This window comes from Nocardioides sp. GCM10030259, assembly GCF_042666375.1.
Taxonomy (GTDB): domain Bacteria; phylum Actinomycetota; class Actinomycetes; order Propionibacteriales; family Nocardioidaceae; genus Nocardioides.
The window spans coordinates 95,960-115,905 of sequence record NZ_JBHTDF010000008.1 but is presented as its reverse complement, the minus strand read 5'-3'; the positions used below and the strand labels follow the sequence as shown (position 1 = coordinate 115,905).

Annotated in this window: 19 protein-coding genes; 10 read left to right on the top strand and 9 right to left on the bottom strand. The window is 70.5% G+C overall.

The features are described from left to right. Nucleotides 1-12 precede the first annotated feature (12 nt). The 3 genes from ACFQQI_RS09140 to ACFQQI_RS09130 are packed head-to-tail and all read left to right on the top strand — an operon-like array spanning nt 13 to nt 1,768. Nucleotides 13-726: an alpha/beta hydrolase gene (locus ACFQQI_RS09140; protein WP_378561249.1), complete on the top strand. Its 714-nt coding sequence runs from the start codon at nt 13-15 to the stop codon at nt 724-726. Further along, a complete protein-coding gene (locus ACFQQI_RS09135) occupies nt 723-1,235 on the top strand; it encodes an NAD(P)H-dependent oxidoreductase (protein ID WP_378561232.1) in 513 nt (170 codons plus the stop codon). Before ACFQQI_RS09140 ends, ACFQQI_RS09135 begins: the two co-directional genes overlap by 4 nt. Further along, the gene (locus tag ACFQQI_RS09130; protein WP_378561224.1) at nt 1,232-1,768 is read left to right on the top strand and encodes a flavin reductase family protein; all 537 of its coding nucleotides are present in this window, start codon (nt 1,232-1,234) and stop codon (nt 1,766-1,768) included. The genes ACFQQI_RS09135 and ACFQQI_RS09130 overlap by 4 nt, the downstream gene beginning before the upstream one ends. A 302-nt stretch (nt 1,769-2,070) precedes the next feature. Here the strand turns inward: ACFQQI_RS09130 and ACFQQI_RS09125 are convergent, their stop codons facing one another. From ACFQQI_RS09125 to ACFQQI_RS09100, 6 genes are read right to left on the bottom strand one after another with little or no spacing between them, the layout of a single operon-like run. Further along, nucleotides 2,071-2,904 (bottom strand): 2-keto-4-pentenoate hydratase, encoded by an 834-nt coding sequence (locus tag ACFQQI_RS09125; protein WP_378561221.1) that lies wholly within the window; start codon nt 2,902-2,904, stop codon nt 2,071-2,073. Next, nucleotides 2,891-3,913 carry an amidohydrolase family protein gene (locus tag ACFQQI_RS09120; protein WP_378561218.1) on the bottom strand — a complete coding sequence of 341 codons (1,023 nt, stop codon included), beginning with the start codon at nt 3,911-3,913 and terminating at the stop codon, nt 2,891-2,893. Before ACFQQI_RS09120 ends, ACFQQI_RS09125 begins: the two co-directional genes overlap by 14 nt. Before the next feature lies 1 nt (nt 3,914). Then, the gene (locus ACFQQI_RS09115; protein WP_378561215.1) at nt 3,915-4,436 is read right to left on the bottom strand and encodes a 3-hydroxyanthranilate 3,4-dioxygenase; all 522 of its coding nucleotides are present in this window, start codon (nt 4,434-4,436) and stop codon (nt 3,915-3,917) included. A 46-nt stretch (nt 4,437-4,482) separates the two neighbouring features. Further along, complete coding sequence (locus tag ACFQQI_RS09110) at nt 4,483-4,890, bottom strand: RidA family protein (RefSeq protein ID WP_378561212.1); 408 nt, start codon at nt 4,888-4,890, stop codon at nt 4,483-4,485. Next, nucleotides 4,887-5,699, bottom strand: a complete 813-nt coding sequence (locus tag ACFQQI_RS09105; RefSeq protein ID WP_378561209.1) for a 2-keto-4-pentenoate hydratase — start codon at nt 5,697-5,699, stop codon at nt 4,887-4,889. Before ACFQQI_RS09105 ends, ACFQQI_RS09110 begins: the two co-directional genes overlap by 4 nt. Further along, on the bottom strand, nt 5,696-7,198 hold the full coding sequence (locus ACFQQI_RS09100) for a 2-hydroxymuconic semialdehyde dehydrogenase (RefSeq protein ID WP_378561206.1): 1,503 nt from the start codon (nt 7,196-7,198) through the stop codon (nt 5,696-5,698). Before ACFQQI_RS09100 ends, ACFQQI_RS09105 begins: the two co-directional genes overlap by 4 nt. A gap of 84 nt (nt 7,199-7,282) precedes the next feature. Here ACFQQI_RS09100 and ACFQQI_RS09095 point away from each other — a divergent pair, with 84 nt between their 5' ends. Beyond that, nucleotides 7,283-8,230 (top strand): LysR substrate-binding domain-containing protein, encoded by a 948-nt coding sequence (locus tag ACFQQI_RS09095; protein WP_378561203.1) that lies wholly within the window; start codon nt 7,283-7,285, stop codon nt 8,228-8,230. Here the strand turns inward: ACFQQI_RS09095 and ACFQQI_RS09090 are convergent. Next, nucleotides 8,214-9,905 carry a CocE/NonD family hydrolase gene (locus tag ACFQQI_RS09090; RefSeq protein WP_378561200.1) on the bottom strand — a complete coding sequence of 564 codons (1,692 nt, stop codon included), beginning with the start codon at nt 9,903-9,905 and terminating at the stop codon, nt 8,214-8,216. The genes ACFQQI_RS09095 and ACFQQI_RS09090 overlap by 17 nt on opposite strands. Nucleotides 9,906-9,941: 36 nt before the next feature. Beyond that, nucleotides 9,942-11,078, bottom strand: coding sequence for a LacI family DNA-binding transcriptional regulator (locus ACFQQI_RS09085; RefSeq protein ID WP_378561197.1), 1,137 nt, complete (start codon nt 11,076-11,078; stop codon nt 9,942-9,944). Nucleotides 11,079-11,157: 79 nt separating this feature from the next. Between ACFQQI_RS09085 and ACFQQI_RS09080 the strand changes: the two genes are divergently transcribed. The 6 genes from ACFQQI_RS09080 to ACFQQI_RS09055 all read left to right on the top strand — a co-directional run bounded on the left by ACFQQI_RS09080 (nt 11,158) and on the right by ACFQQI_RS09055 (nt 19,375). After that, entirely contained in the window at nt 11,158-12,798 is a 1,641-nt protein-coding gene (locus tag ACFQQI_RS09080) for an ABC transporter family substrate-binding protein (RefSeq protein WP_378561194.1), read from the top strand. Nucleotides 12,799-12,927: 129 nt separating this feature from the next. Then, the gene (locus tag ACFQQI_RS09075; protein WP_378561191.1) at nt 12,928-13,797 is read left to right on the top strand and encodes an ABC transporter permease; all 870 of its coding nucleotides are present in this window, start codon (nt 12,928-12,930) and stop codon (nt 13,795-13,797) included. An 8-nt stretch (nt 13,798-13,805) separates the two neighbouring features. Continuing rightward, on the top strand, nt 13,806-14,771 hold the full coding sequence (locus ACFQQI_RS09070; protein WP_378561188.1) for an ABC transporter permease: 966 nt from the start codon (nt 13,806-13,808) through the stop codon (nt 14,769-14,771). Further along, a complete protein-coding gene (locus ACFQQI_RS09065; RefSeq protein WP_378561185.1) occupies nt 14,764-16,905 on the top strand; it encodes a dipeptide ABC transporter ATP-binding protein in 2,142 nt (713 codons plus the stop codon). Before ACFQQI_RS09070 ends, ACFQQI_RS09065 begins: the two co-directional genes overlap by 8 nt. Further along, complete coding sequence (locus ACFQQI_RS09060; RefSeq protein ID WP_378561182.1) at nt 16,902-18,125, top strand: amidohydrolase family protein; 1,224 nt, start codon at nt 16,902-16,904, stop codon at nt 18,123-18,125. Before ACFQQI_RS09065 ends, ACFQQI_RS09060 begins: the two co-directional genes overlap by 4 nt. Further along, nucleotides 18,122-19,375, top strand: a complete 1,254-nt coding sequence (locus tag ACFQQI_RS09055) for an amidohydrolase family protein (RefSeq protein ID WP_378561179.1) — start codon at nt 18,122-18,124, stop codon at nt 19,373-19,375. Before ACFQQI_RS09060 ends, ACFQQI_RS09055 begins: the two co-directional genes overlap by 4 nt. A gap of 67 nt (nt 19,376-19,442) precedes the next feature. On the opposite strand, the gene ACFQQI_RS09050 is transcribed toward ACFQQI_RS09055, so the two are convergent. Further along, a complete protein-coding gene (locus ACFQQI_RS09050; RefSeq protein ID WP_378561176.1) occupies nt 19,443-19,943 on the bottom strand; it encodes a nuclear transport factor 2 family protein in 501 nt (166 codons plus the stop codon). Nucleotides 19,944-19,946: the final 3 nt, after the last annotated feature.

The window sequence follows — 19,946 nt, the reverse complement described above, 5'->3', positions numbered from 1 at the left end:
AGGAGAACGACGATGACTGTCACCGCCTGGAACGAACCCGCCGGTGGTACGCCGCGCGGCACCCTCGTCGTGCTGCCCGGACGCGGTGAGACCGCCGCGTCGTACGAGCGGTTCGGGCGCCGGCTCTCGGCCGACGCCTACCGGGTGCGCCTGCTGCCGATCGACCTCGACGACCTCGACGCCGCCCGCGTCGGCGTCGAGAAGCTGCTGGCCGACGAGGAGCTCCCCGGACCGAAGGTGTTGGTCGGCGCCGACAGCGGAGCCACGCTCGCCGCACTACTCGCCCCGGAGCTCCCGGTGGATGCCGTGGTGCTCGCCGGCCTCGCGCTGCCCGAGTCGGGCGGCGTGGAGACCTGGGAGGAGGAGGTGGAGGCACGCACGGCGTGTCCCGTGCACCGCAAGGTCATCTCTCAGGACGACGCCTTCGGCCGGGGCGGCCTCAACGCGCCGCTGCCGTGGGACTCGCTCGAGCTGCGTCCGGCCGACCGCCCGACGCTCCTGCTGCACGGGTCGGCCGACCCGATCACGCCCGCCGGTGCCGCACTGGCGCCGTATGCCGGTGCCCGCGGTGTGCGGGTACGCCTCGTCAACGGCGGCCGGCACGACGTGCTCAACGACGCCTCGCACCGCTCGGTCGCGGCGACGATCGTGCTCTTCCTCGAGTCCCTCAAGCTCGGGCCTGACCTGCCCGACGTCGTCAGCGCCGACTGGAGCGCAGCCAGTTGAGCGGCGTCGCGGTCGTCGTCGGCAACCCGAAGCCCGCCAGCCGCACGCTCGCGTCCGCGGCGTACCTCGCCCGCGAGCTCGCCGGCGAGCCGGACCTGGTCGTCGACCTCGCCGAGCTCGGCCCGGCGGTCCTCGACTGGTCGGACGCCGGCGTGGCCGCGCTCGTCGAGGAGGTCGGTGCGGCCGACCTGGTCGTGGTCGGCAGCCCGACGTACAAGGGGACCTACACGGGACTGCTCAAGCTGTTCCTCGACCGGTTCGCGGGCGGCAGCGGACTCACGGGCCTCGCGATCCCGCTGATGCTCGGTGGCGGCCCCGCCCACGCGCTGGCGCCCGAGCTGACCCTGCGGCCCGTGCTCACCGAGATCGGTGCCACCGTCCCCGGTCGCGGCCTCTTCGTCCTCGACTCCCAGCACGACGACCCCGCGGCGTACGCCGCCTGGCTGGCCGCCACCAAGCCGATCGTGACCACCCACCTGCAAGCCAACCGGAAAGGCAGGACTGCGTGACCGCCCCCGTCACCACCTCGAGCACCCCGCTGACCACCAACCAGGATCTCGACCCGTCCCGCCTGCGCGCGGCGTTCGGGATCTTCCCGACGGGGGTGGTCGCGGTCGCCGCCGAGGTCGACGGCTCGCTGGTCGGCCTGGCCGCGAGCTCCTTCACCTCGGTCAGCCTCGACCCGCCGCTCATCTCGGTGAACCTGGCGCGCACCTCGAGGACCTGGCCGGACCTGCGCCGCGCCCGGCACCTGGGGGTGACCGTGCTCGCCGACAGCCAGGACGTCGTCTGCCGGCAGCTCGCCGGTCCGGTCGACGACCGCTTCACCGGTGTCGCCCACGTGGTGAGCGAGGAGGGCGCGGTCACCCTCGACGAGGGCCTGGCCCGGTTCGACTGCACGATCTACCGGGAGGTCGACGCCGGCGACCACCTCCTGGTCCTGCTCGAGCTGCACGCGGTCGAGCACGTCGACCACGAGAGCGCCACCACGCCGCTCGTCTTCCACCGCAGCGCCTTCGGCCGCCTGGAGCGACCCGCGTGAGGAGAGGTTGCCGTGTCGCTACCACCACCCAGGCCGCCCTCGGCTCCGGACCTGCCGACTTGCGGGTTGCCCCGGAAATGCCCCCCGTCAGATCAGAGGATTACCAACGACGGTCAACGTCGTGAGACGAATAACCGCAGGTAGGGATATCAGTGCCAACCGTCGCCGCCGACAGTGCGCAGGTCAGCGCGGGTGTGGCTCGCTCAGTCCGAACGTCGTCGAAATGCTCCGGCTCGAGCAGGCCGGCGCTGCCTCGGTGCGTGACGGGGACGCCCGGCCGTCGGGCGACCTTGGTCCGGGGTTCACCGGACCGCCCGAAGCCGCGCGCCGAGGTGGGCGCTCACCGAGCCCAGGCCGGTGATGGTGGCCTCCACATGGGCTCCGGCGTGCGCCATTCGCACGGGACCCAGCGCTCCCGACAGCACCACCTGCCCGGAGCGCAAGGGCCGTCCGAAGCGGTGGGCCTCACGAGCCAGCAAGGCGGCCGCATGGACCGGGTCGCCGAGGCAGTCGGCACCCGCGCCGGTCGACGCCTCCTCGCCGTCGATCATCATCGACATCCGCACCGCCGCCGGGTCGACCTCGGCGAGCGTGCACGGCTCGTCGCCGAGCACGAAGAGCCCGCAGGATGCGTTGTCTGCGACCGTGTCCGCGAAGCTGATGTCCCAGTTGAGGATGCGGCTGTCGACGATCTCGAGGGCCGCTACGGCGTACGCGATCGACGCCCGCACCTGGGCGTCATCGAGCGGGCCGTCAGCGAGGTCCTCGGCCAGCACGAAAGCAACCTCAGCCTGCACCTTGGGCTGGATCAAGCGGTCGAGCGGGATCACGTCGCCCGATGCGTGGGCCATGTCATCGAGGAGCACGCCGAAGGTGGGTCGGCCGACACCCGGTTGAGCCTGGACCGCCTCGGACGTCGCTCCGATCTTCCGGCCGACGATCTCGGCGCCCGCCGCGAGCCTGCGAGCGACCAGGCGCTCCTGCACCCGATAGGCGGCTGACGCATCGTCGGGCCCGATCAGGTCGCGGACGGGTGCACAGGGCTTCGCGGTCTCGAAGGCGAGGAAGAGCCGGTCGGCCGCTGCCGTCACGGCGGCGTCGCTCGCAGCACGCGGCGTCTGGTCACTGGTGCTCACGCGGTCGCCCCCGCCCGGAGGCCGCCAGGAACCGCTCGGCGTTGCCCCTGCGGATCAGGTCGCGCTGCCCGTCGTCGAGGAAGTCGGCGCGCTCGAGCACCGTCCCGACGGGCCGTTCGCCGAGTGGGTAGGGGTAGTCGCTGCCGAGCATCACCTGCTCGGCACCGAGGGTCTCGACGAGGAGGCGCAGCGGCGCCGACTCGAAGACGACGGTGTCGACGCTGAAGCGGCCGACGTACGCCGACGGCGGTACGTCGGACGTGCGGATCAGGTCCGGCCTCCGGTGCCACGCGTTTTCGAGACGTCCCAGCCAGTAGGCGAACGAACCGCCACCGTGGGCGAAGCAGATCCGCAGCGACTCGGGGAGCCGATCGAACGCACCGCCGAGGACCATCGCGATGATCGACAGGTGGGTCTCGGCCGGCATCCCGGTCAACCACCGGGCCATCCAGCGGTCCAGACGCGGCGAGGTCGGCATGTCCCACGGGTGCACGAACACCGGTACGTCGAGGCTCGCCGCGTGCTGCAGAAAGGTCACGACGCCGTCGTCGTCGAGGTCGCGGTCGCCGACGTGGTTTCCGATCTCCACGCCACGGTGCCCGTCGGCGACGGCTCGATCGAGCTCCTGGCACGCGGCATCGGTGTCCTGCAACGGAACCTGGCAGAACGGGACCAGACGTCCGCCGCTGCTGTCGGTGATCTCCAGCGTCAGCTCGTTGAAGATCCGAGAGATCTTGGCGGCCTCGCCGCCGCTGAGGTCATAGCCGAAGAAGACCGGTGTCGGCGAGACGACCTGGACATCGACACCGTCGGAGTCCATGTCGGCCACCCGGGCAGCCGGGTCCCAGCACGTCGAGTCGATCGGCCGGAACTGCTCCTCGCCGACCATGATCATCGCCTCACGCTCGGAGTCGATCCGGAGCCAAGGTCGGCCGGGACCCAGGTCCGGCCAGCCGCGGGGGACCAGGTGCGTGTGCACGTCGATGCTGCCCGGGCCAGGTTGCTCCACGTCAGCCCTTGCCCGGGTGCAGGGCGCCGCAGCTGCCGCACGTGCGCGCCTCGACCGAGTTGTAGAACAGCTCGAAGACCGGTGGGAGGTCGGCCACGATGTCGCGCACCTGCAGCTCGACCTCATGCACGAGTGCGTTGCACTCGAGGCAGAACCAGTTGAACTTCTCGAGCGTGCCCTCCTCGCGGATCCGCTCGATGACGATGCCGATCGAGCCGGCCTCGGGGCGCTGCGGCGAGTGGTAGACGTTCCGAGGCAGCATCCACATCTCGCCTTCGCCGATGTCGATGCGCTGCGGCCCGTCGTCGGTCATCAGGTTGACGTGCATGCTGCCCTTGACCTGGTAGAACCACTCCTCGTACGGGTCGAGGTGGAAGTCGGTGCGCTGGTTGGGGCCGCCGACGACCTGCACGATGAAGTCGCCCATCGGCTCCCACATCTGCTTGTTGTTGACCGGCGGCTTGAGCAGGTGCTCGTGCTCGGCGACCCACTTCTCGAAGTTCACCACGGGCGGGACGGACATCGACTTCTCCTTCTGTGACGTGACCTGACGTGCCGGCGGACCGCGCTCAGCGGTGCGCCACGGCCTGGATCTCGACGAGCAGGTGCGGGTGGGGGAGCTGGTGGACGGCGACGGTCGTGCGAGTCGGCCCGGACTCGTTGAAGTACTCCGACCAGATCTCGTTGTACCCGCCGAAGTCGTTCATGCTGACGAGGTACGTCGTGACCTGGACCAGGTCGTCGAGGGAGGCGTCGACGGCCTCGAGGATGTCGCGGATGTTCTCGATCACCGCTCGGGTCTGCTCGCGGATGTCGAGCTCGACCACGCCGAGCTCGTCGGCCTCGGCGCCCGCGAAGGTGTTGTCAGGCCGCCGGCTGCTCGTGCCGGAGACGAAGATGAGGTCGCCGACCTCCTTGACGTGTGGGAAGCGACCGCGTGGCCTGGCCTTGCCGGCCACGATCCTGCCGCCACTCACGACCCACCGCCTGCGGCGATCGAGAGCGAGACGGTGCCCAGGCCGACGACGGTGGCCGAGACCGCGGCGCCGGGCGTCGTCGGCAGCGGCACCGCCTCGGTGGCCGCTCCGGCCAGCACGATCGTCCCAGCAGGCATCACCAGGCCGTGCTCGGCGGCCATCCGGCGGATCGCGGCCATCGCCTCGAGCGGGTCGCCCAGGATGGCAGCGGTCGAGCCGGCGGCCGCAACGGCACCATCGATCTCGAGGGAGACGTCGAGGTCGGCCAGGTCGAGCCTGGCGCGGGCATCGTCGAACGGCGTCCATGGACCGACCACGAATCGGCTCGCTGAGGTGTTGTCGGCGACGACGTCCTCCAGCGAGAAGCGGAAGGCCTGGTAGCGGCTGTCGATGACCTCGAGTGCCGGGGCGATCTCGGCGACGGCGTCGAGCGGGTCTCCGCCCGCATGCGGGTCGAGGTCGCTCCCGAGCCGGAACGCGACCTCCGGTTCGACGCGAGCGTGGATCAGCCGGTCGACGTCGAGCGTGCCGCCATCGGCGACCTGCATGGACCTGGTGATGACGCCGGCGATCACGTCGGCGACGCCCATCTGCTCGGCCTTGGCCCTGCTGGTGAACCCCAGCTTCACCCCGGCCTGGACGTCCCCGCGCGCGGCTCGCAGCGCGACGCCCGCTCGCTGTACGGCGTACGCCTCGGTCAGCGTGAGGGGCGTGGTCTGCGAGGGACGGTCGGTGGTGGTGGCAGCGCGGACCGCATCGTCGAGGCGTACGGCGACGGCGCGGATGGCAGGAGAGGTCGAGTCGTTCACAGCTGCACGCACACATTCGTCGGTTCGGTGTAGAAGTGGAGGGAGTGGGTGCCGCCCTCGCGGCCGATGCCGGAGAGCCCGACCCCTCCGAACGGCGAGCGAAGGTCGCGCAGGTACCACGTGTTCACCCAGGCCATGCCGACCCGCATCTGCTGCGCCACGCGGTGGCCACGCTCGAGATCGCTGGTCCACACGGCCGCGGCCAGCCCGTACCGCGTGTCGTTGGCGAGTCGGACGGCTTCGTCCTCGGTGTCGAAGGGGACCAGTGCCGCCACTGGACCGAAGACCTCCTCCCGCAGCACCCGTGCGGAGTGGTCGAGTCCGGTCCAGAGCGTCGGCTCGATCCAGGCGCCCCCGTCGAGGTCGGGTCCGAGGTCGGGAACGCCGCCCCCGGTCAGGACCTCGGCGCCCTCGGCGACGGCGAGGTCCAGGTAGCCGGCCACCTTCGCGCGGTGCTGGGTCGAGATCAGCGGGCCGGTGGTCGTGGCGAGGTCCTCCGGACGACCCAGCCGCAGGCCCGCCGCCCGCTCGACGAGGCTGGCGACGACCTCGTCGTACACGGCTCGCTGCACGTAGACCCGCTCGGTGCACAGGCACACCTGTCCGGTGTTGGTGAAGACGGAGCGGGCGAGGCCGTCGACGGTCCGTTCCAGGTCGGCGTCCGCGAAGACGAGTGCGGCGTTCTTGCCGCCGAGCTCGAAGGACACCGGGCGTACGGCGGGCGCGACGGCACGCATGATCGCGGAGCCGGTGCTGGACTCGCCGGTGAACGTGACTCCGTCGACGCCGTCGTGCGTGGTGAGGAGCTCGCCGGCGGAGCCGGGGCCGAAGCCGTGCACGACGTTGTAGACGCCGTCGGGCGCCCCGACCTCGGCGATCACCTCGGCGAGCAGGGTCGCGGTGCTCGGGGTCTGCTCCGACGGCTTCACGACGACCGCGTTGCCGCACGCGAGCGCCGGTGCGACCTTCCAGGTGAGCAGCAGCAGCGGGAGGTTCCACGGGACCACGACCGCGACCACGCCGAGCGGCTTGGCGACGGCGTAGTTGAGCGCCCGACGCCCGTTTGGGAGCTCGGTCAGGAACGAGTCCAGCCCGGCCGAGCTGACGGTGTCGGCGAAGGAGCGGAAGTTGACCACGGCTCGGGCGACGTCGAGCTCGCGGGCCTGGCGGACCGGCTTCCCGGTGTCGCGGACCTCGGCGGTGACGAACTCCTCGAACCGCTCCTCGATCCGGTCGGCGATGCGGCGGAGGAGCTGGGCACGCTCGGCGACGCTGGAGCGGCCCCAGGGCCCGTCGAGGGCGCGGCGGGCCGCGGCGACGGCGGCGTCGACGACCTCAGCGCCGGCCTCGTGGACCCGGGCGACGAGCGTCCCGTCCACGGGGCTCAGCTTGCCGAAGGACCTCACCCCGTCGACCGGGCGCCCGCCGACCATGTTCCGGACCTCGATGGGGTCCGCTTCGGTCGTTGTGACGGCGACGTCAGGTCGAGCACTGGGCATGGCATCGAGGGTAGGAACCCAAGCCATGCCCGTCCAATGCCGATTCGCTCACGGGCTATGCCCAAAAAGGCATAGGATGACTCGATGAGTGACCACCTCCTCGACGGTCGGCTGAAGCTGCGACACCTGAACCTCGTCACGACGATCGCCGAGGAGGGCAGCATCGTTGCGGCCGCTGCTGCGCTGCACGTCACCCAGCCCGTGGTGACCCGCGGGCTGCGTGAGCTGGAGGAGATCGTCGGGGTCGCCCTGTTCGATCGGGGGCCGCGGGGAGTCGCACCGACGGTGTACGGCGAGAGCTTCCTCGAGCACGCTCGCGCCGTGCTGGCCCAGCTCAGGCGGGCCGGTGACCAGATCCAGCTGCTGAGCCGGGCCGACCTCGGCACGGTGACGGTGGGCATCCACCTCGCCGGATCGAACCTCCTGCTCCCGAGGGCGATCGCCGCGCTCAAGGACGAGCACCCCGGCCTCACGGTCGTGGTCAGGGAGGCGACGCCCGACGTGCTCCAGACCGCGCTCCTGTCGGGGGAGTGCGACCTCGTCGTCGGCAGGCTGAGTGCCCGGGTCCCACGCGGGTTGACCCAGGAGCTCCTCTACCGCGAACCGGTGCGGCTGGTCGCGCGGGCCGGTCACCCTGTGCACCGGATGCGGTCGCCGGGCCTGGAGCGGCTGATGTCGTTCCCGTGGATCCTTCCCGTGGAACAGACCGCGCTGCGTGCGGAGCTCGAGAACCTCCTCGCCCGGGCCGGCCTGGGCCTGCCCGAGAACCGGATCGAGTGCACGTCGATGCCGACGCTGCGAGAGCTGCTCCTGAGCACCGACTGCCTGGCAGCGGTGCCGATGTCGATCGCGGGCAACGACGAGCGCCTGGAGCTCATCGCCACACCCCTCAGCTCGATCCGGCAGGCGGTCGGGCTCACCTGGGCCACCGACAGGCCCGCGTCCGCCGGCGCCAACGCGCTGCACGACCGGCTCCGGGCGGAGTCCGCACGCCTGGACGTGCGGGCGTCCTCGATCAGCCGAGACCGTTGAGGTCGCCGAGCACGGGAAGCACCAAGCGGGACGCATGCTCGCCGCCGAGATGGACGGTCTGCCGCGCCGACCGCAGCCGGGTGTCCTGGCCGAACGCCGCCCCGGTGTTCGGGTTGCGGTCGTACGCCGGGAAGTTGCTGCTCGAGATCTCCAGCCGGATCCGGTGGCCGGCCCCGAAGACGTTCGCGGTCGGGTGCAGCTCGATGTCGAACCGGGTGACCTCGCCCGGCACGAGCGGCTCGGCGCGGTCGGTGCCGCCGCGGTGGCGGGCGCGGACGATTCCTTCGCCGAGGTTGATCGCGCGCCCGTCGGGATGGACGTCGACGAGCTTGGCGGTGAAGTCGGTGTCGGTCGCCGTGCTCGCGGCGTACAGCTCGACCCGGACCGGTCCGGCGATCTCGACCGGCGCGGTGAGGAGCCCGGTGCTGTAGACCAGCACGTCCGGTCTGCGCTCGACCTCGCGCTGGTCGTAGGGCCCGATGGGCGAGGTGGGCGCGAAGCAGCAGCTGTGCCCGCCGACGCTCGGGACCGGGTTCGCGGGGTCGTAGACGAACTCGTCGACATCCGGTGCCGCCGTCACCGTGTTCAGCCTTCCCGCGGGGGCGAGGTGCAGGGACGTGGGCGCCGAGTCCGCGGGCGGCCACTGAGTGGCGGTGCGCCACGACCGGTCACCCATGCTGAAGTAGCGGACGGGCTCGGATGTCCCGACGCTCCGGGCCGGCGTCCGCAGGTGCTCGTCCATCCAGGCGACCACCGCGCCGGGGAAGGAGAAGCCCGCATCGGGTCCGAAGTCGACGTCACCGAGCGAGGTCGCCCACGTGTTGTGACCCCATGGCCCGACGACCAGCCGCGAGGCGGTGTTGCCGGCGGAGCGGAGTCGTTCAAAGGCGTCGGCTCCGGCGCCGACGAACACGTCGTACCAACCGGCGACGTTGAGGACGGGGATCGTCACGTCGGCGATTCGTGGGCGCAGCGAGAGCTCTTGCCAGTAGCTGTCGCGCAGCGGGTGCTCGTTGATCCACGAGAAGAAGTACGGCGCCACGTCGGTCCGGTCGGGGAGCAGCGGCGGGAAGTCGCGCAGGGGGAGGTACGAGTACCAGCGCTCGCTGAGGGAGTCGTAGGCGGCGTTCATGCCTTCAGAGAGGGCTGGGCCGTCCGACAGGCGGGCGGCGGCGGTGTTGGCCACGTTGTGGAGCAGCCACGTGGTCGCGAACGCCAGCGCGAAGGCGCCGCCGGGGAAGAACCAGTCGGCGTGGTAGTCCACGGGGGTCACGGCGCAGGCCAGCGCCGCCAGCGCCGGCGGCTGCCGGACGGCAGCCTGCCAGGCGCAGGTGGCCTGGTACGACGTGCCGACCATCCCCACTCGCCCGGTCGTACCGGGGAGCGCGGCGGCCCAGGCGACGGCCTCGACGCCGTCGGACCCCTCGTGCACGAACGGCTCGAAGGTGCCTTCCGAGGAGTGCTGGCCGCGGACGTCCTGGATCGCGAACGTGTAGCCGGCATCGGTGTAGAAGGCGCCGAGCTGCCCGTAGAGCGCCTTGTCGTACGGCGTCCGCTGGAGCAGGACCGGTGAGGGAGCGTCGTCCGCGGGGCGGTAGACGTCAGCGCGCAGGACGGTCCCGTCGGAGAGCCGGAGCTCCAGGTCCTTCTGGACGCGGGCAGGGGCAGGGGACATCGGACGACCTTCTCGATCGGGAGGCTCGGATGACTGTCAGCGCGGTGGTGCGGTCGAGCCCCGCACGACGAGCGTGACCGGTAGGACGACCGAGCGCGCCGGCAGCGTACGGTCGCCAAGCAGCGCCAGCAGCTGTCGAGCCGCCTCGGCGCCGGTGTCGTAGAGATGCACCCGGACAGTCGTGAGCGGCGGGGCCACTCGATCGACGAACGGCATGTCGTTGAAGCCGACGACGCTCAGGTCAGTGGGACAGCTGAGGCCGCGAGCCTTCAGCGCGTCGTAGCAGCCGACGGCGAGGAGGTCGTTCGCGGCCACCACGGCAGTGATCTCGGGGTTCGTGTCCAGCAGCTCCGTCAGGCAGCGCCCACCCTCGTCGACGTGATAGCCCTCGGCCGCGATCGTCGGGCAGGCGGCCGGGTCGAGGCCCGCCTCCGCCACCTCCTGGCGAAAGGCCCGCAGGCGCACCACGCCGGTCGAGGTCGTCAGGGGTCCCGAGATGTGAGCGATGCGGCGGTGGCCCAGGCCGACGAGGTGCTGGACCAGCTGGCGGATGCCGGTCGCGTCGTCGCCGACGACGCTCGAGACCGGGAGATCGGGCTCGGCCCGATTGACCAGCACGATGGGGACGGAGTCGGCCACCAGGGAGGAGACCACCGGATCGTCGAGCCGGGCCGAGGCGAGGATCAGGCCGTCCACCTGTCGGGCTCGCAGAGAGGCGACTTGGGAGTGCTCTCGGGCGGCCTCGTTGTCGGTGTTGGCGATCAGCACGTTGAAGCCTGCCGCTTCGGCGATGTCCTCGATCCCGCGCAGGATCGGCGGGAACAGCGGGTTGGTGATGTCGGGAACGACCGCGCCGAGGGAGTGGGTTCGGTTGGTCTTCAGGCTACGAGCCAGCGGGTTCGGGGTGTACCCGAGGCGGGTGGCCGCCTCACGAACCCGCTTGGCGGTCACGGAGTTGACGAGGTGGGCCGTCTCGGGGTTGAGCGCCCGTGAGGCTGTCGCAGGATGGACCGCAGCGGCGTCGGCGACGTCTCGCAAGGTGGCGGTCATGGCGGTCTCCAGTCTGGGGCATCGGAGCGATGGTGCTCCACTCTGACAGTCCGGCGATGCCAACGCAACCGTTTGTCGCATTCGTTCGAAGTTTGTTCGCACATGGGTCTTGACTGCGCTCAAGAAGGGACTCAGGATGACTGCAATCGGTTGCGGCCTCTTGGGGTTGACTGGCCCGACCACCTCACCGAAGGGACCAGAGATGAACAGACGACGTCTGGCGCTGGCGGTCACCGCCTTCCTGGGCATGTCCGCCGTCACCGCCTGCAGTGCCGACACCAGCGAGGGGAGCGGCGGCACCGGCGGGGGAGGCGGGGGTCAGCTGACCGTCGCGGCCGTCCAGGCGTGGGCAGGCTTCAACCCCTACGTCCCCGACCAGGGCACCTCGATCGGCATCAACATCGCCAACGCGATCTACCCGTCGACCTTCCACGTGCAGTCCGACCAGACCGTCGAGCTGAACACCGACCTCCTCGAGAGCGCGGAGATCGTCTCCGAGGACCCCGAGATCATCGAGTACACCCTCCAGCCAGGCGCGCAGTGGTCCGACGGGACGCCGATCACCGCCGATGACTTCATCTATCTCTGGGAGCACTTGAACGGCAGCAAGAAGGACCTCCAGGTGACCAGCGCGATCGGCTACAGCCAGATCAAGTCCGTGGCCGCCGATGGCGACCCGAGCAAGGTGAAGGTCGAGTTCGAGTCGCAGTTCGCGGACTGGAAGTCACTGTTCTCGCCGCTGCTGCCGGCGCACCACATGGAGTCCCTCGGTGAGGACGCAGCCGCCTGGAACACCGGGCTGGTGGAGGACTCTCCCGTCAGCGGGGGGCCGTACGCGATCGCCGACAACCAGACCGGCGAGTACCTGCAGCTCGAGGCGAACCCCGAGTGGTACGGCGAGGTTCCTTCCATCGACGAGGTGACCCTTCGGTTCTTCGGAGACGACCAGGCCGTTCTCCAGGCGCTCGCCAGTGGCGAGGTCGACTTCTCGCTCGACCTCAAGGCCACGCGAGCGATGATCAGCCAGTCCGCCGGCCTCGACGACCTGGTCTCCCAGGTCGTGCCGACCACGAACCAGCAGTTCCTCAACACACAGTTCGAGAGCACGACCGTCGGTGACCTGGCGGTGCGGCAGGCCATCGCCACCGTGCTGGTTCCCGAGCAGATCGCGGACAAGGCGTTCGGTGGTGAGGTCGGCGAGCTGCTCACGACGAACCACATCTTCGCGCCCAGCTCTCCGTGGTACGCCGACAACCGGCCGGACGGCTACGCCAGCGGCGATGTCGACGCCGCCAAGCAGATCCTCGACGACGCCGGCTACGCACTCGGCTCCGACGGCGTCTACGCCAAGGGCGACACCAGGCTCGAGCTGAACTACATCGTTCGTGCCGAGGACGACCTCGCTCGCCAGGTCGGCGTGATCGCGCAGGACGAGCTCAAGAAGATCGGCATCGCCGTGAAGCTGAACACCGTGACCAGCGCAGACTGGTTCCCGACGCTCGGCCAGGCGGGCTATGACATCGGGCTCGGCAACTACCCCGCATCGGCGTTCCCGGTCTCGTGGTACGGCGGCCTCTACCCGTGCAAGGCGGGGTACAACTTCGCTCGCTACTGCAACGAGGACTTCGACGCGCTGTACTACCAGGCGTACGGCGAGCTCGACGAGGACAAGCGCGGGGAGCTGGTCAACCAGGCCGACGCGATCCTGTGGGATGACCTCGCCAACATCCCGTTGTTCGAGGTGCCGCAGCTGGTCGTGCACGCACCGGACCTGGAGGGTGTCGACGCGTACCTGCCGAAGGAGTACCAGCTCCTCGCGGCAAGCACGTGGAGCATCGGCTAGGCACGACGTGAGTGGGTGCTGGTGCTGTCCGGCGCGGCAGCACCAGCACCCTGGGACATCCCGCCGAGATGGTGAACAAGCAGATGGGAGAGGCGGACGATGGCTGAGCTGTCCTTGCAGACTGAGACGGTGGCTGCCCCGGTGAGGGACGGACGCCGCTGGGTGGTCGCGCGCAGGTTCCTGCGGAACCGGGTCGCGGTCGTCGCGCTGGTGCTGCTGCTTGCCCTGGTGGCGCTCGTCCTCGTCGGACCGCACCTGTGGCGCTACGACTACACCGAGGTCACCAGGGACGCCATGAGTGCTCCCAGCGGCCAGCACCCGTTCGGCACCGATCCCGTCGGTCACGACATGCTGGCGCTCGTCATGCGAGGTGCGCAGCGTTCCCTCGCGGTGGCGATCATCGTCGCCGTCCTCTCCACCCTGCTCGGCACCCTGGTCGGCATGGTCGCCGGCTACGCCGGCGGGTCCGTCGACAACATCCTCATGCGCGGCGTCGACCTGATCCTGATGATGCCGCTGCTGGCGGTGCTGGGCCTCGTGGCCGTCCGGGTCGGGGGAACAGATCGTGGCTGGCTCGTCGTCGCCGTCGCGATCTCGTTGCTCTACTGGACGCCGACCGCCCGGGTGATCCGCACCCAGGTCCAGATGCTGCGACACTCCGACTTCGTCGAGTCGGCGCGCCTGGTCGGGGCGGGCACGCCGCGCATCCTGGGCAAGCACCTCCTGCCGCACCTGGTGGGTCCGATCGCTGTCGTCACGACGACGTACGTCGCCGCCGCGATCGCGCTCGAGTCGACCCTGTCCTTCCTCGGCCTCGGGGTGCAGCCACCCGACACCTCGCTCGGACTGCTGGTCGGCGACGGCGTCGGCTTCGCGACGACGGCCTGGTGGCTGTTCTACATCCCAGGTGCCTTCATCATCGCGATCGTCCTCCTGGTCCACCTGATCGGCGACGGTCTCCAGGCCGCCTTCAACCGCAGCTCGAAGGCGGCGCACTGATGGGCCGGATGATCCGGAACCGACTGCTCGTCGCGATCCCGCTGGTGTTCGCCTCGACGATCCTGATCTTCCTCGCGGTGTCGGTGGCCGGCGACCCGCTCGACCGCTACCGGCAGCCCAACGTCCCGCAGTCCACGCTCGACGCCAAGGCTCACGAGCTCGGTCTCGACCAGCCTCTGATCGAGCGCTACTGGACGTGGGTCACCGGCGCCTTCCAGGGAGACTTCGGGCTGAACGTGCGGGGAGTCCCCGTCAGCCAGGAGCTGCTGGACCGCGCGATCGTCTCCTTCCGTCTCGTAGCGCTGGCGATCGTCCTGGCGGTCGTGATCGCGGTCGTCGTCGGGTTCCTCAGCGCCGTCAACCGCGGCCGCCCCCTCGACCGGTTGCTCACCATCGTGACCGTCCTGCTCCTGACCGCTCCGGAGTTCTGGATCGCGGTCGTGTCCAAGCAGGCCGCGATCAAGGTCAACGAGACCGCCGGCTCCACGGTGATCGCCACGGTGGGCGACTCGACCCCCGGGGTCGCCGAGATGCCGTGGCCGACCCGGATCAGCGACTACGCCGCCCACCTGGTGCTGCCGACGATCGTGCTGGTGCTCGCCATCTTCCCCGTGTGGGCGCTCTACCAGCGCTCCGCGATGCTCGAGGTCATCGACACCGACTACGTGACGATGGCGCGCGCCAAGGGCCTCTCGCGCAGGCGGGTGATGGTCAAGCACGGGCTGCGCAACGCGCTGATGCCTCTGATCACGATGATCGCGCTCCGGCTGCCGTGGGTGATCGGAGGTCTGGTCGTCGTCGAGTCGATCTTCGGCTGGCGTGGCCTCGGCACGATGCTCGTGGAGGGAGTCCAGCAGCAGGACACCAACACGGTGCTCGCCTTCCTGCTGCTGTCCGCCGTGCTGATCACGATCCTCAACCTGGCGGCCGACGTCGCCCACCGGATCCTCGACCCCAGGATGACCCATGACTGACGCCCAGCTGACCGCCGGGGCCACGGACGGCCCCCTGCTCGTGGTTCGCGATCTCGAGGTGTCGTTTGCCTCCACGGGCGCCCGGGTGCCGGCCGTCCGCGGGCTCGGCTTCGAGGTCGCCCGCGGCGAGACCGTCGCGATCGTCGGCGAGTCCGGGTCGGGCAAGTCGACCTCCGGCCTGGCCCTGCTCGGCCTGCTGCCGGAGCACGCCGCCGTGACCGGCAGCGCGGTGTTCGAGGGGGAGGAGCTGATCGGCCGCTCGGACCGACGGATGCAGAAGGTCCGTGGCGGCCGGATCGCCTATGTGCCTCAGAACCCGTTCGGCTCGCTGGATCCCGTCTACAGCGTCGGCGTCCAGATCGTCGAGGCGATCCGCGCCCACCGGCCCGAGGTGTCGAAGCAGGACGCTCGCAACGAGGCGCTGACGCTGATCGAGGCGGTCGGCATCGACAACCCGGTGGCGCGGTACGACGCGTACCCGCACCAGCTCTCGGGCGGCATGCGGCAGCGGATCGTGATCGCCATGGCCCTGGCCAACCGGCCCTCGCTCATCATCGCCGACGAGCCGACCAGCGCGCTGGACGTCACCGTCCAGGAGCAGGTCCTCGAGGCCCTCGAGCGGGCCCGTGAGCTCTCGGGCGCCAGCCTCATCCTGATCACCCATGACATGGGCGTGGTCGCGCGCTGCGCGGACAAGGTGCTCGTGATGTACGCGGGCCGGTGCGTCGAGTCCGGAACGACGGACGACGTGTTCAGCCGGCCGCGCATGCCCTACACGCTCGGTCTGCTCGGCGGGATCCCCCGCCTGGACGTCGCCGGCGACGCGCCCCTGATCAGGATGTCGCCCGTCCCGGTCCGGACTGTGACCGACGGGTGCGCCTTCGCGGAGCGCTGCCCGGTCGCCGAGGATTCCTGCCTCACGACCGACCCGGTGCTGGTCGACGTCGGCGACGAGCACGCGGCAGCGTGCCTGCGGCTCGACGAGCTCGCGGGCCGGGATGCTGCGGATCTCTTCGAGAGCACGGCCAGTGATGTCCCGCAGCCGGAGGTGGACCCGGACCGTGGTTCCGTGCTGGTGGTCGAAGACCTCGTCAAGCACTTCCGGACCCGGCGGGGAGACGTGATCCACGCTGTCTGCGACATCTCGCTCCAGGTGAGCCCGGGGGAGACTCTGGCGATCGTCGGTGAGTCGGGCAGCGGCAAGACGACGCTGATGCGCACGCTGGTGCGGGCGGAGCGGCCGACGTCGGGGTCGGTGAGCATCGACGGTGTCGACATCACCGATCTGTCCACCCGTCGGATGCGCGAGCACCGGCGCCGCCTCCAGATGGTGCTCCAGGACTCGACGGCCGCGCTCAACCCGAAGCTCACGGTCGGCGCGCTGATCGCCGAGCCGCTCGTCATCCACCGGCGCCGCACACCGGGGCGCGTGGCCGAGCTGCTCCGCCTGGTCAACCTGCCGGAGTCGGTGGCGGACCGCTTCCCCGGTGAGTTGTCCGGCGGTCAGCGGCAGCGGGTCGCGATCGCCCGCGGTCTCGCCGTCGAGCCCGACGTCCTGGTCCTCGACGAGCCCGTCTCGGCCCTCGACGTCTCGGTACAGGCCGACATCCTGGCGCTGCTCCGGGACCTCCAGCGACGGCTGGGCGTCGCCTACGTCTTCGTCACCCACGACCTGGGTGTGGTCCGGCACGTCGCCGACCGGGTCGCGGTCATGTACCTCGGCCGGATCGTCGAGACCGGAACGGTCGACGAGGTGCTGTCGGCGCCTCGCCATCCCTACACCCGCGCGCTCGTCTCCGCCGTGCCGCTGCCGGATCCGGCGGCGGAGCGCACCCGGACCAGGGTTCGCCTGAACGGTGAGGTGCCCTCGGCCCAGGACCCACCGAGTGGTTGCCGGTTCCGGACTCGGTGTCCCGTCTTCGCGACCCTCGACCCGGCAGGCCGGGAGCTCTGCGTCGAGCATCGCCCGGCGCTGCAGGACGGCCGGACCCGCGCCGCGTGCCACCACCTGCCGGAGGACGGTCGGAGCGACGTCGTGGAGGACGAACCCGAACGACCCCGCCCGCGCGTGCTGGCGGACTCCCATGCGCGCCACGGCTACGGCGCCGACGCACGTGAGGAGCATCTGTCATGAGAAGAGTCCTGGCGAACGCCACGGTGTTCGACGGCACGGAGGCACCACCGCGGGTCACCGACGTCGCGATCGAGGAGGGACGCATCGTCGCGGTCGGTGACGGACTGACCGGCACCGTCCGTGTCGACCTCTCCGGCCACACCTTGATCCCCGGGTTGATCAACACCCACGTCCACGTCGTCGGTACCAGCCCGATCCTGGAGGACCGGCTCCGTACGCCGTTCTCTGCGCAGTTCTTCGCCGCCATTCCCATCATGGAGAACCTGCTCCGGTGTGGCTTCACCACCGTTCGTGACCTCGCGGGGGCCGACCTCGGCGTGAAGCGGGCCGTCGAGCGCGGTCTGCTTCCTGGGCCCCGGCTGCAGATCGCCGTCCAGTGCCTGTCGCCGACGGGGGGACACATCGACGCGTGGCTCCCCAGCGGCGTCGATGCGTTCGAGTACTACATCGCACACCCGGGGCGGCCGCACGGCGTCGTCGACGGCCCGGACGAGATCCGCGTCGCCGTCCGTGAGCTGACCCGAGCCGGTGCCGACGTCATCAAGATCTGCACCACCAACGGGGGGCTCTACCCCCGCAAGGACTACCTCCCGGCGCACTTCCGGGACGACGAGCTCGCCGCCGTGATGGAGGAAGCGCGCAACGCCGGGCGGCCGGTTGCCTCCCACGCGCACGGGGTCGAGGGAGTGAAGAACGCGGTCCGGGCCGGGGTCGACTCCATCGAGCACGGCACCTACCTCGACGACGAGGCGGTGGCGATGATGGCGGACCGCGGGACGTACCTGGTACCCACGCTGTCCCGATCGTTCGGGCCGTTGGACAACCCCGCTGCCGCCGCCAGGATCGGCGCGGAGCGGTTGGAGCACGCCAAGCGGATCGCGGAAGCGAACATGACGTCGTTCCAGCGCGCGGTCGAGGCGGGAGTGCGGATCGCCATGGGCACCGACATGCACGGAGGTGAGCTGCTGGACGAGCTGCACTACATGCACGACGGGGGCCTGTCGGCGGAGCAGGTGATCGCGGCCTCGACCTCGGTCGCGGCCGAGCTGCTCGGCCTGGCGGACGAGATCGGGTCCGTCCGGCCGGGACTGCGCGCCGACCTCGTCGTCCTGGCGGGCGAGGCGGTGCCGTTCCGCGGCCTGCGCGATCGGATCGTGACGGTCTACCAAGACGGTGAAGTGACGAGCGGCGCCGAGCCGCAAGAGGGGATTGCGAGATGACCGACCGGACGAGGCTCGTGCTCCGCGGAGGCAGGGTGTTCGACGGCACCGGTGCTGAGCCGTTCCCGGCCGACGTGGCCGTCGAGGCCGGGCGGGTCGTTGCCATCGCCGCCGCTCTCGAGATCGACGACCGCGACGACGTCGTCGACGTGGCCGGGTGCACGCTGCTCCCCGGGATGTTCGACTGCCACGTGCACGTCCTCGGCATCGAGCCGCGGCTGCTCGACCGGCTCAATGAGCCGTTCAGCTACCAGTTCTACAACGCCGCAGCCAACCTGCGGCGTCTGCTCGAATGTGGCATCACCAGCGCTCGTGACTGCGCGGGAGCAGACCTCGGTGTGAAGCAGGCGGTCGCCGACGGCGTGATCCCCGGCCCTCACCTGCAGATCTCGATCACCGCGCTCTCGCAGACCGGTGGCCACATGGACGGCATGACTCCCAGCACCAACTGGGTGGTGCCCTACTACGTGCCGCATCCGGGACGCCCGGACTCCATCGCGGACGGCGTGACCAACGTGCGCAGGGCGGTGCGGCAGTCGCTCCGCGCCGGCGCGGACTTCATCAAGGTGCTTGCCACCCACTCGGGCTCGGCCCGGTCGGAGAAGACCCGGTTCAACCTGGCGGAGCTGCAGGCGATCGGAGAGGAGGCCGCCGCCCAAGGGGTGCCGGTTGCGACGCACGCCTACGGCTCCGGTCCCGTCAAGGACGCGCTCCGGACCGGTTCACGCTCGATCGAGCACGTCGCCGACCTCGACGACGAGGCGATCGAGCTGTTCCTGGAGACCGGCGCCTGGCTGGTGCCGACCCTGAGTCTCTATCGGCCACATCTCGACGGAAGCGGGCCGGCCGAGCACCGCGACCGGATCGGGCACCAGGTCGACGCGAGGGTGGATCCGAGGGCGAAGGCTGAGACCGCCTTCGCGTCGTTCCGGCGCGCGCACGAGGCAGGAGTGCGGATCGCGATGGGCACCGACTTCGGGAACCGAGCGGGCGAGAACCTCTCGGAGCTCTCGGCAATGGTGCTCGGCGGCATGTCGCCGGAGCAGGCCCTGGTCGCCGCCACGTCCTCCGCCGCCGCGCTGATGGGTGTCGCCGACGAGCGCGGCACGCTCGCCGTCGGGAAGGCCGCAGACCTCGTCGTCGTGTCCGGCGGTCTGGCCGACCTGGACACGGTCGCCGGCCGGATCCGTCGGGTCTACCGAGATGGCGAGCTCGTCCACGAGGTGGCTGGGATCGCCGCAGCGCGCTGACCACTGACGGACGAGAAAGGGCCCCGGCAGGATGCCGGGGCCCCTTCCTCGTCCGTCGAGGGTCTCGTCAGTGCTTGGCGCCGATGTCGCTGGACTTCACCGGTACGGCGCGGGACTCGACCTCGATGGTCCGGCGGGCGAGCCGCCACCGGCCATCCGTGCCACGCGCGAAGGAGTCGAGGTACCGGCCGAACGACCACAGGAAGGGGCCTTGCTCGCCCTTGTCGACCCGGGTGAGGTACGCCGTTGCCTCGGCGGTGTCGCCGTCGACCTCGACCATCGGGTCGGCCACGAGGTGCTTGTGGAAGTACGCGGGTGCGTGGGTGTGCCCCGGGATGAAGGCGGCCAGGGCATCCTTGCCCTCGTGGCGCACCCGCACGGTCCGCTCCGTCTCGGTGACCTCGACCATCTCGAAGACGATGTCGTCGGCGATGCAGGCGAGCCACCCGTCGTGGTCGCCGTAGTCGAGCGTGACGGCGAGCCGGTAGAGCGTCTTGACGATGGCCGCCTCGGCCTCGAGGACGTCGACTCGGCGGGCCAGGTCCGCGACCTGGGTGCTCTCGGTCATTGC

Excerpts from the sequence above, each read along its gene's own strand:
- ACFQQI_RS09140 (WP_378561249.1), top strand. The coding sequence starts at position 13 with ATGACTGTCACCGCCTGGAACGAACCCGCCGGTGGTACGCCGCGCGGC.
- ACFQQI_RS09115 (WP_378561215.1), bottom strand. The coding sequence starts at position 4,436 with ATGTCCGTCCCGCCCGTGGTGAACTTCGAGAAGTGGGTCGCCGAGCAC.
- ACFQQI_RS09100 (WP_378561206.1), bottom strand. The coding sequence starts at position 7,198 with ATGCCCAGTGCTCGACCTGACGTCGCCGTCACAACGACCGAAGCGGAC.
- ACFQQI_RS09095 (WP_378561203.1), top strand. The coding sequence starts at position 7,283 with ATGAGTGACCACCTCCTCGACGGTCGGCTGAAGCTGCGACACCTGAAC.
- ACFQQI_RS09090 (WP_378561200.1), bottom strand. The coding sequence starts at position 9,905 with ATGTCCCCTGCCCCTGCCCGCGTCCAGAAGGACCTGGAGCTCCGGCTC.
- ACFQQI_RS09080 (WP_378561194.1), top strand. The coding sequence starts at position 11,158 with ATGAACAGACGACGTCTGGCGCTGGCGGTCACCGCCTTCCTGGGCATG.
- ACFQQI_RS09070 (WP_378561188.1), top strand. The coding sequence starts at position 13,806 with ATGATCCGGAACCGACTGCTCGTCGCGATCCCGCTGGTGTTCGCCTCG.
- ACFQQI_RS09065 (WP_378561185.1), top strand. The coding sequence starts at position 14,764 with ATGACTGACGCCCAGCTGACCGCCGGGGCCACGGACGGCCCCCTGCTC.
- ACFQQI_RS09060 (WP_378561182.1), top strand. The coding sequence starts at position 16,902 with ATGAGAAGAGTCCTGGCGAACGCCACGGTGTTCGACGGCACGGAGGCA.
- ACFQQI_RS09055 (WP_378561179.1), top strand. The coding sequence starts at position 18,122 with ATGACCGACCGGACGAGGCTCGTGCTCCGCGGAGGCAGGGTGTTCGAC.
- ACFQQI_RS09050 (WP_378561176.1), bottom strand. The coding sequence starts at position 19,943 with ATGACCGAGAGCACCCAGGTCGCGGACCTGGCCCGCCGAGTCGACGTC.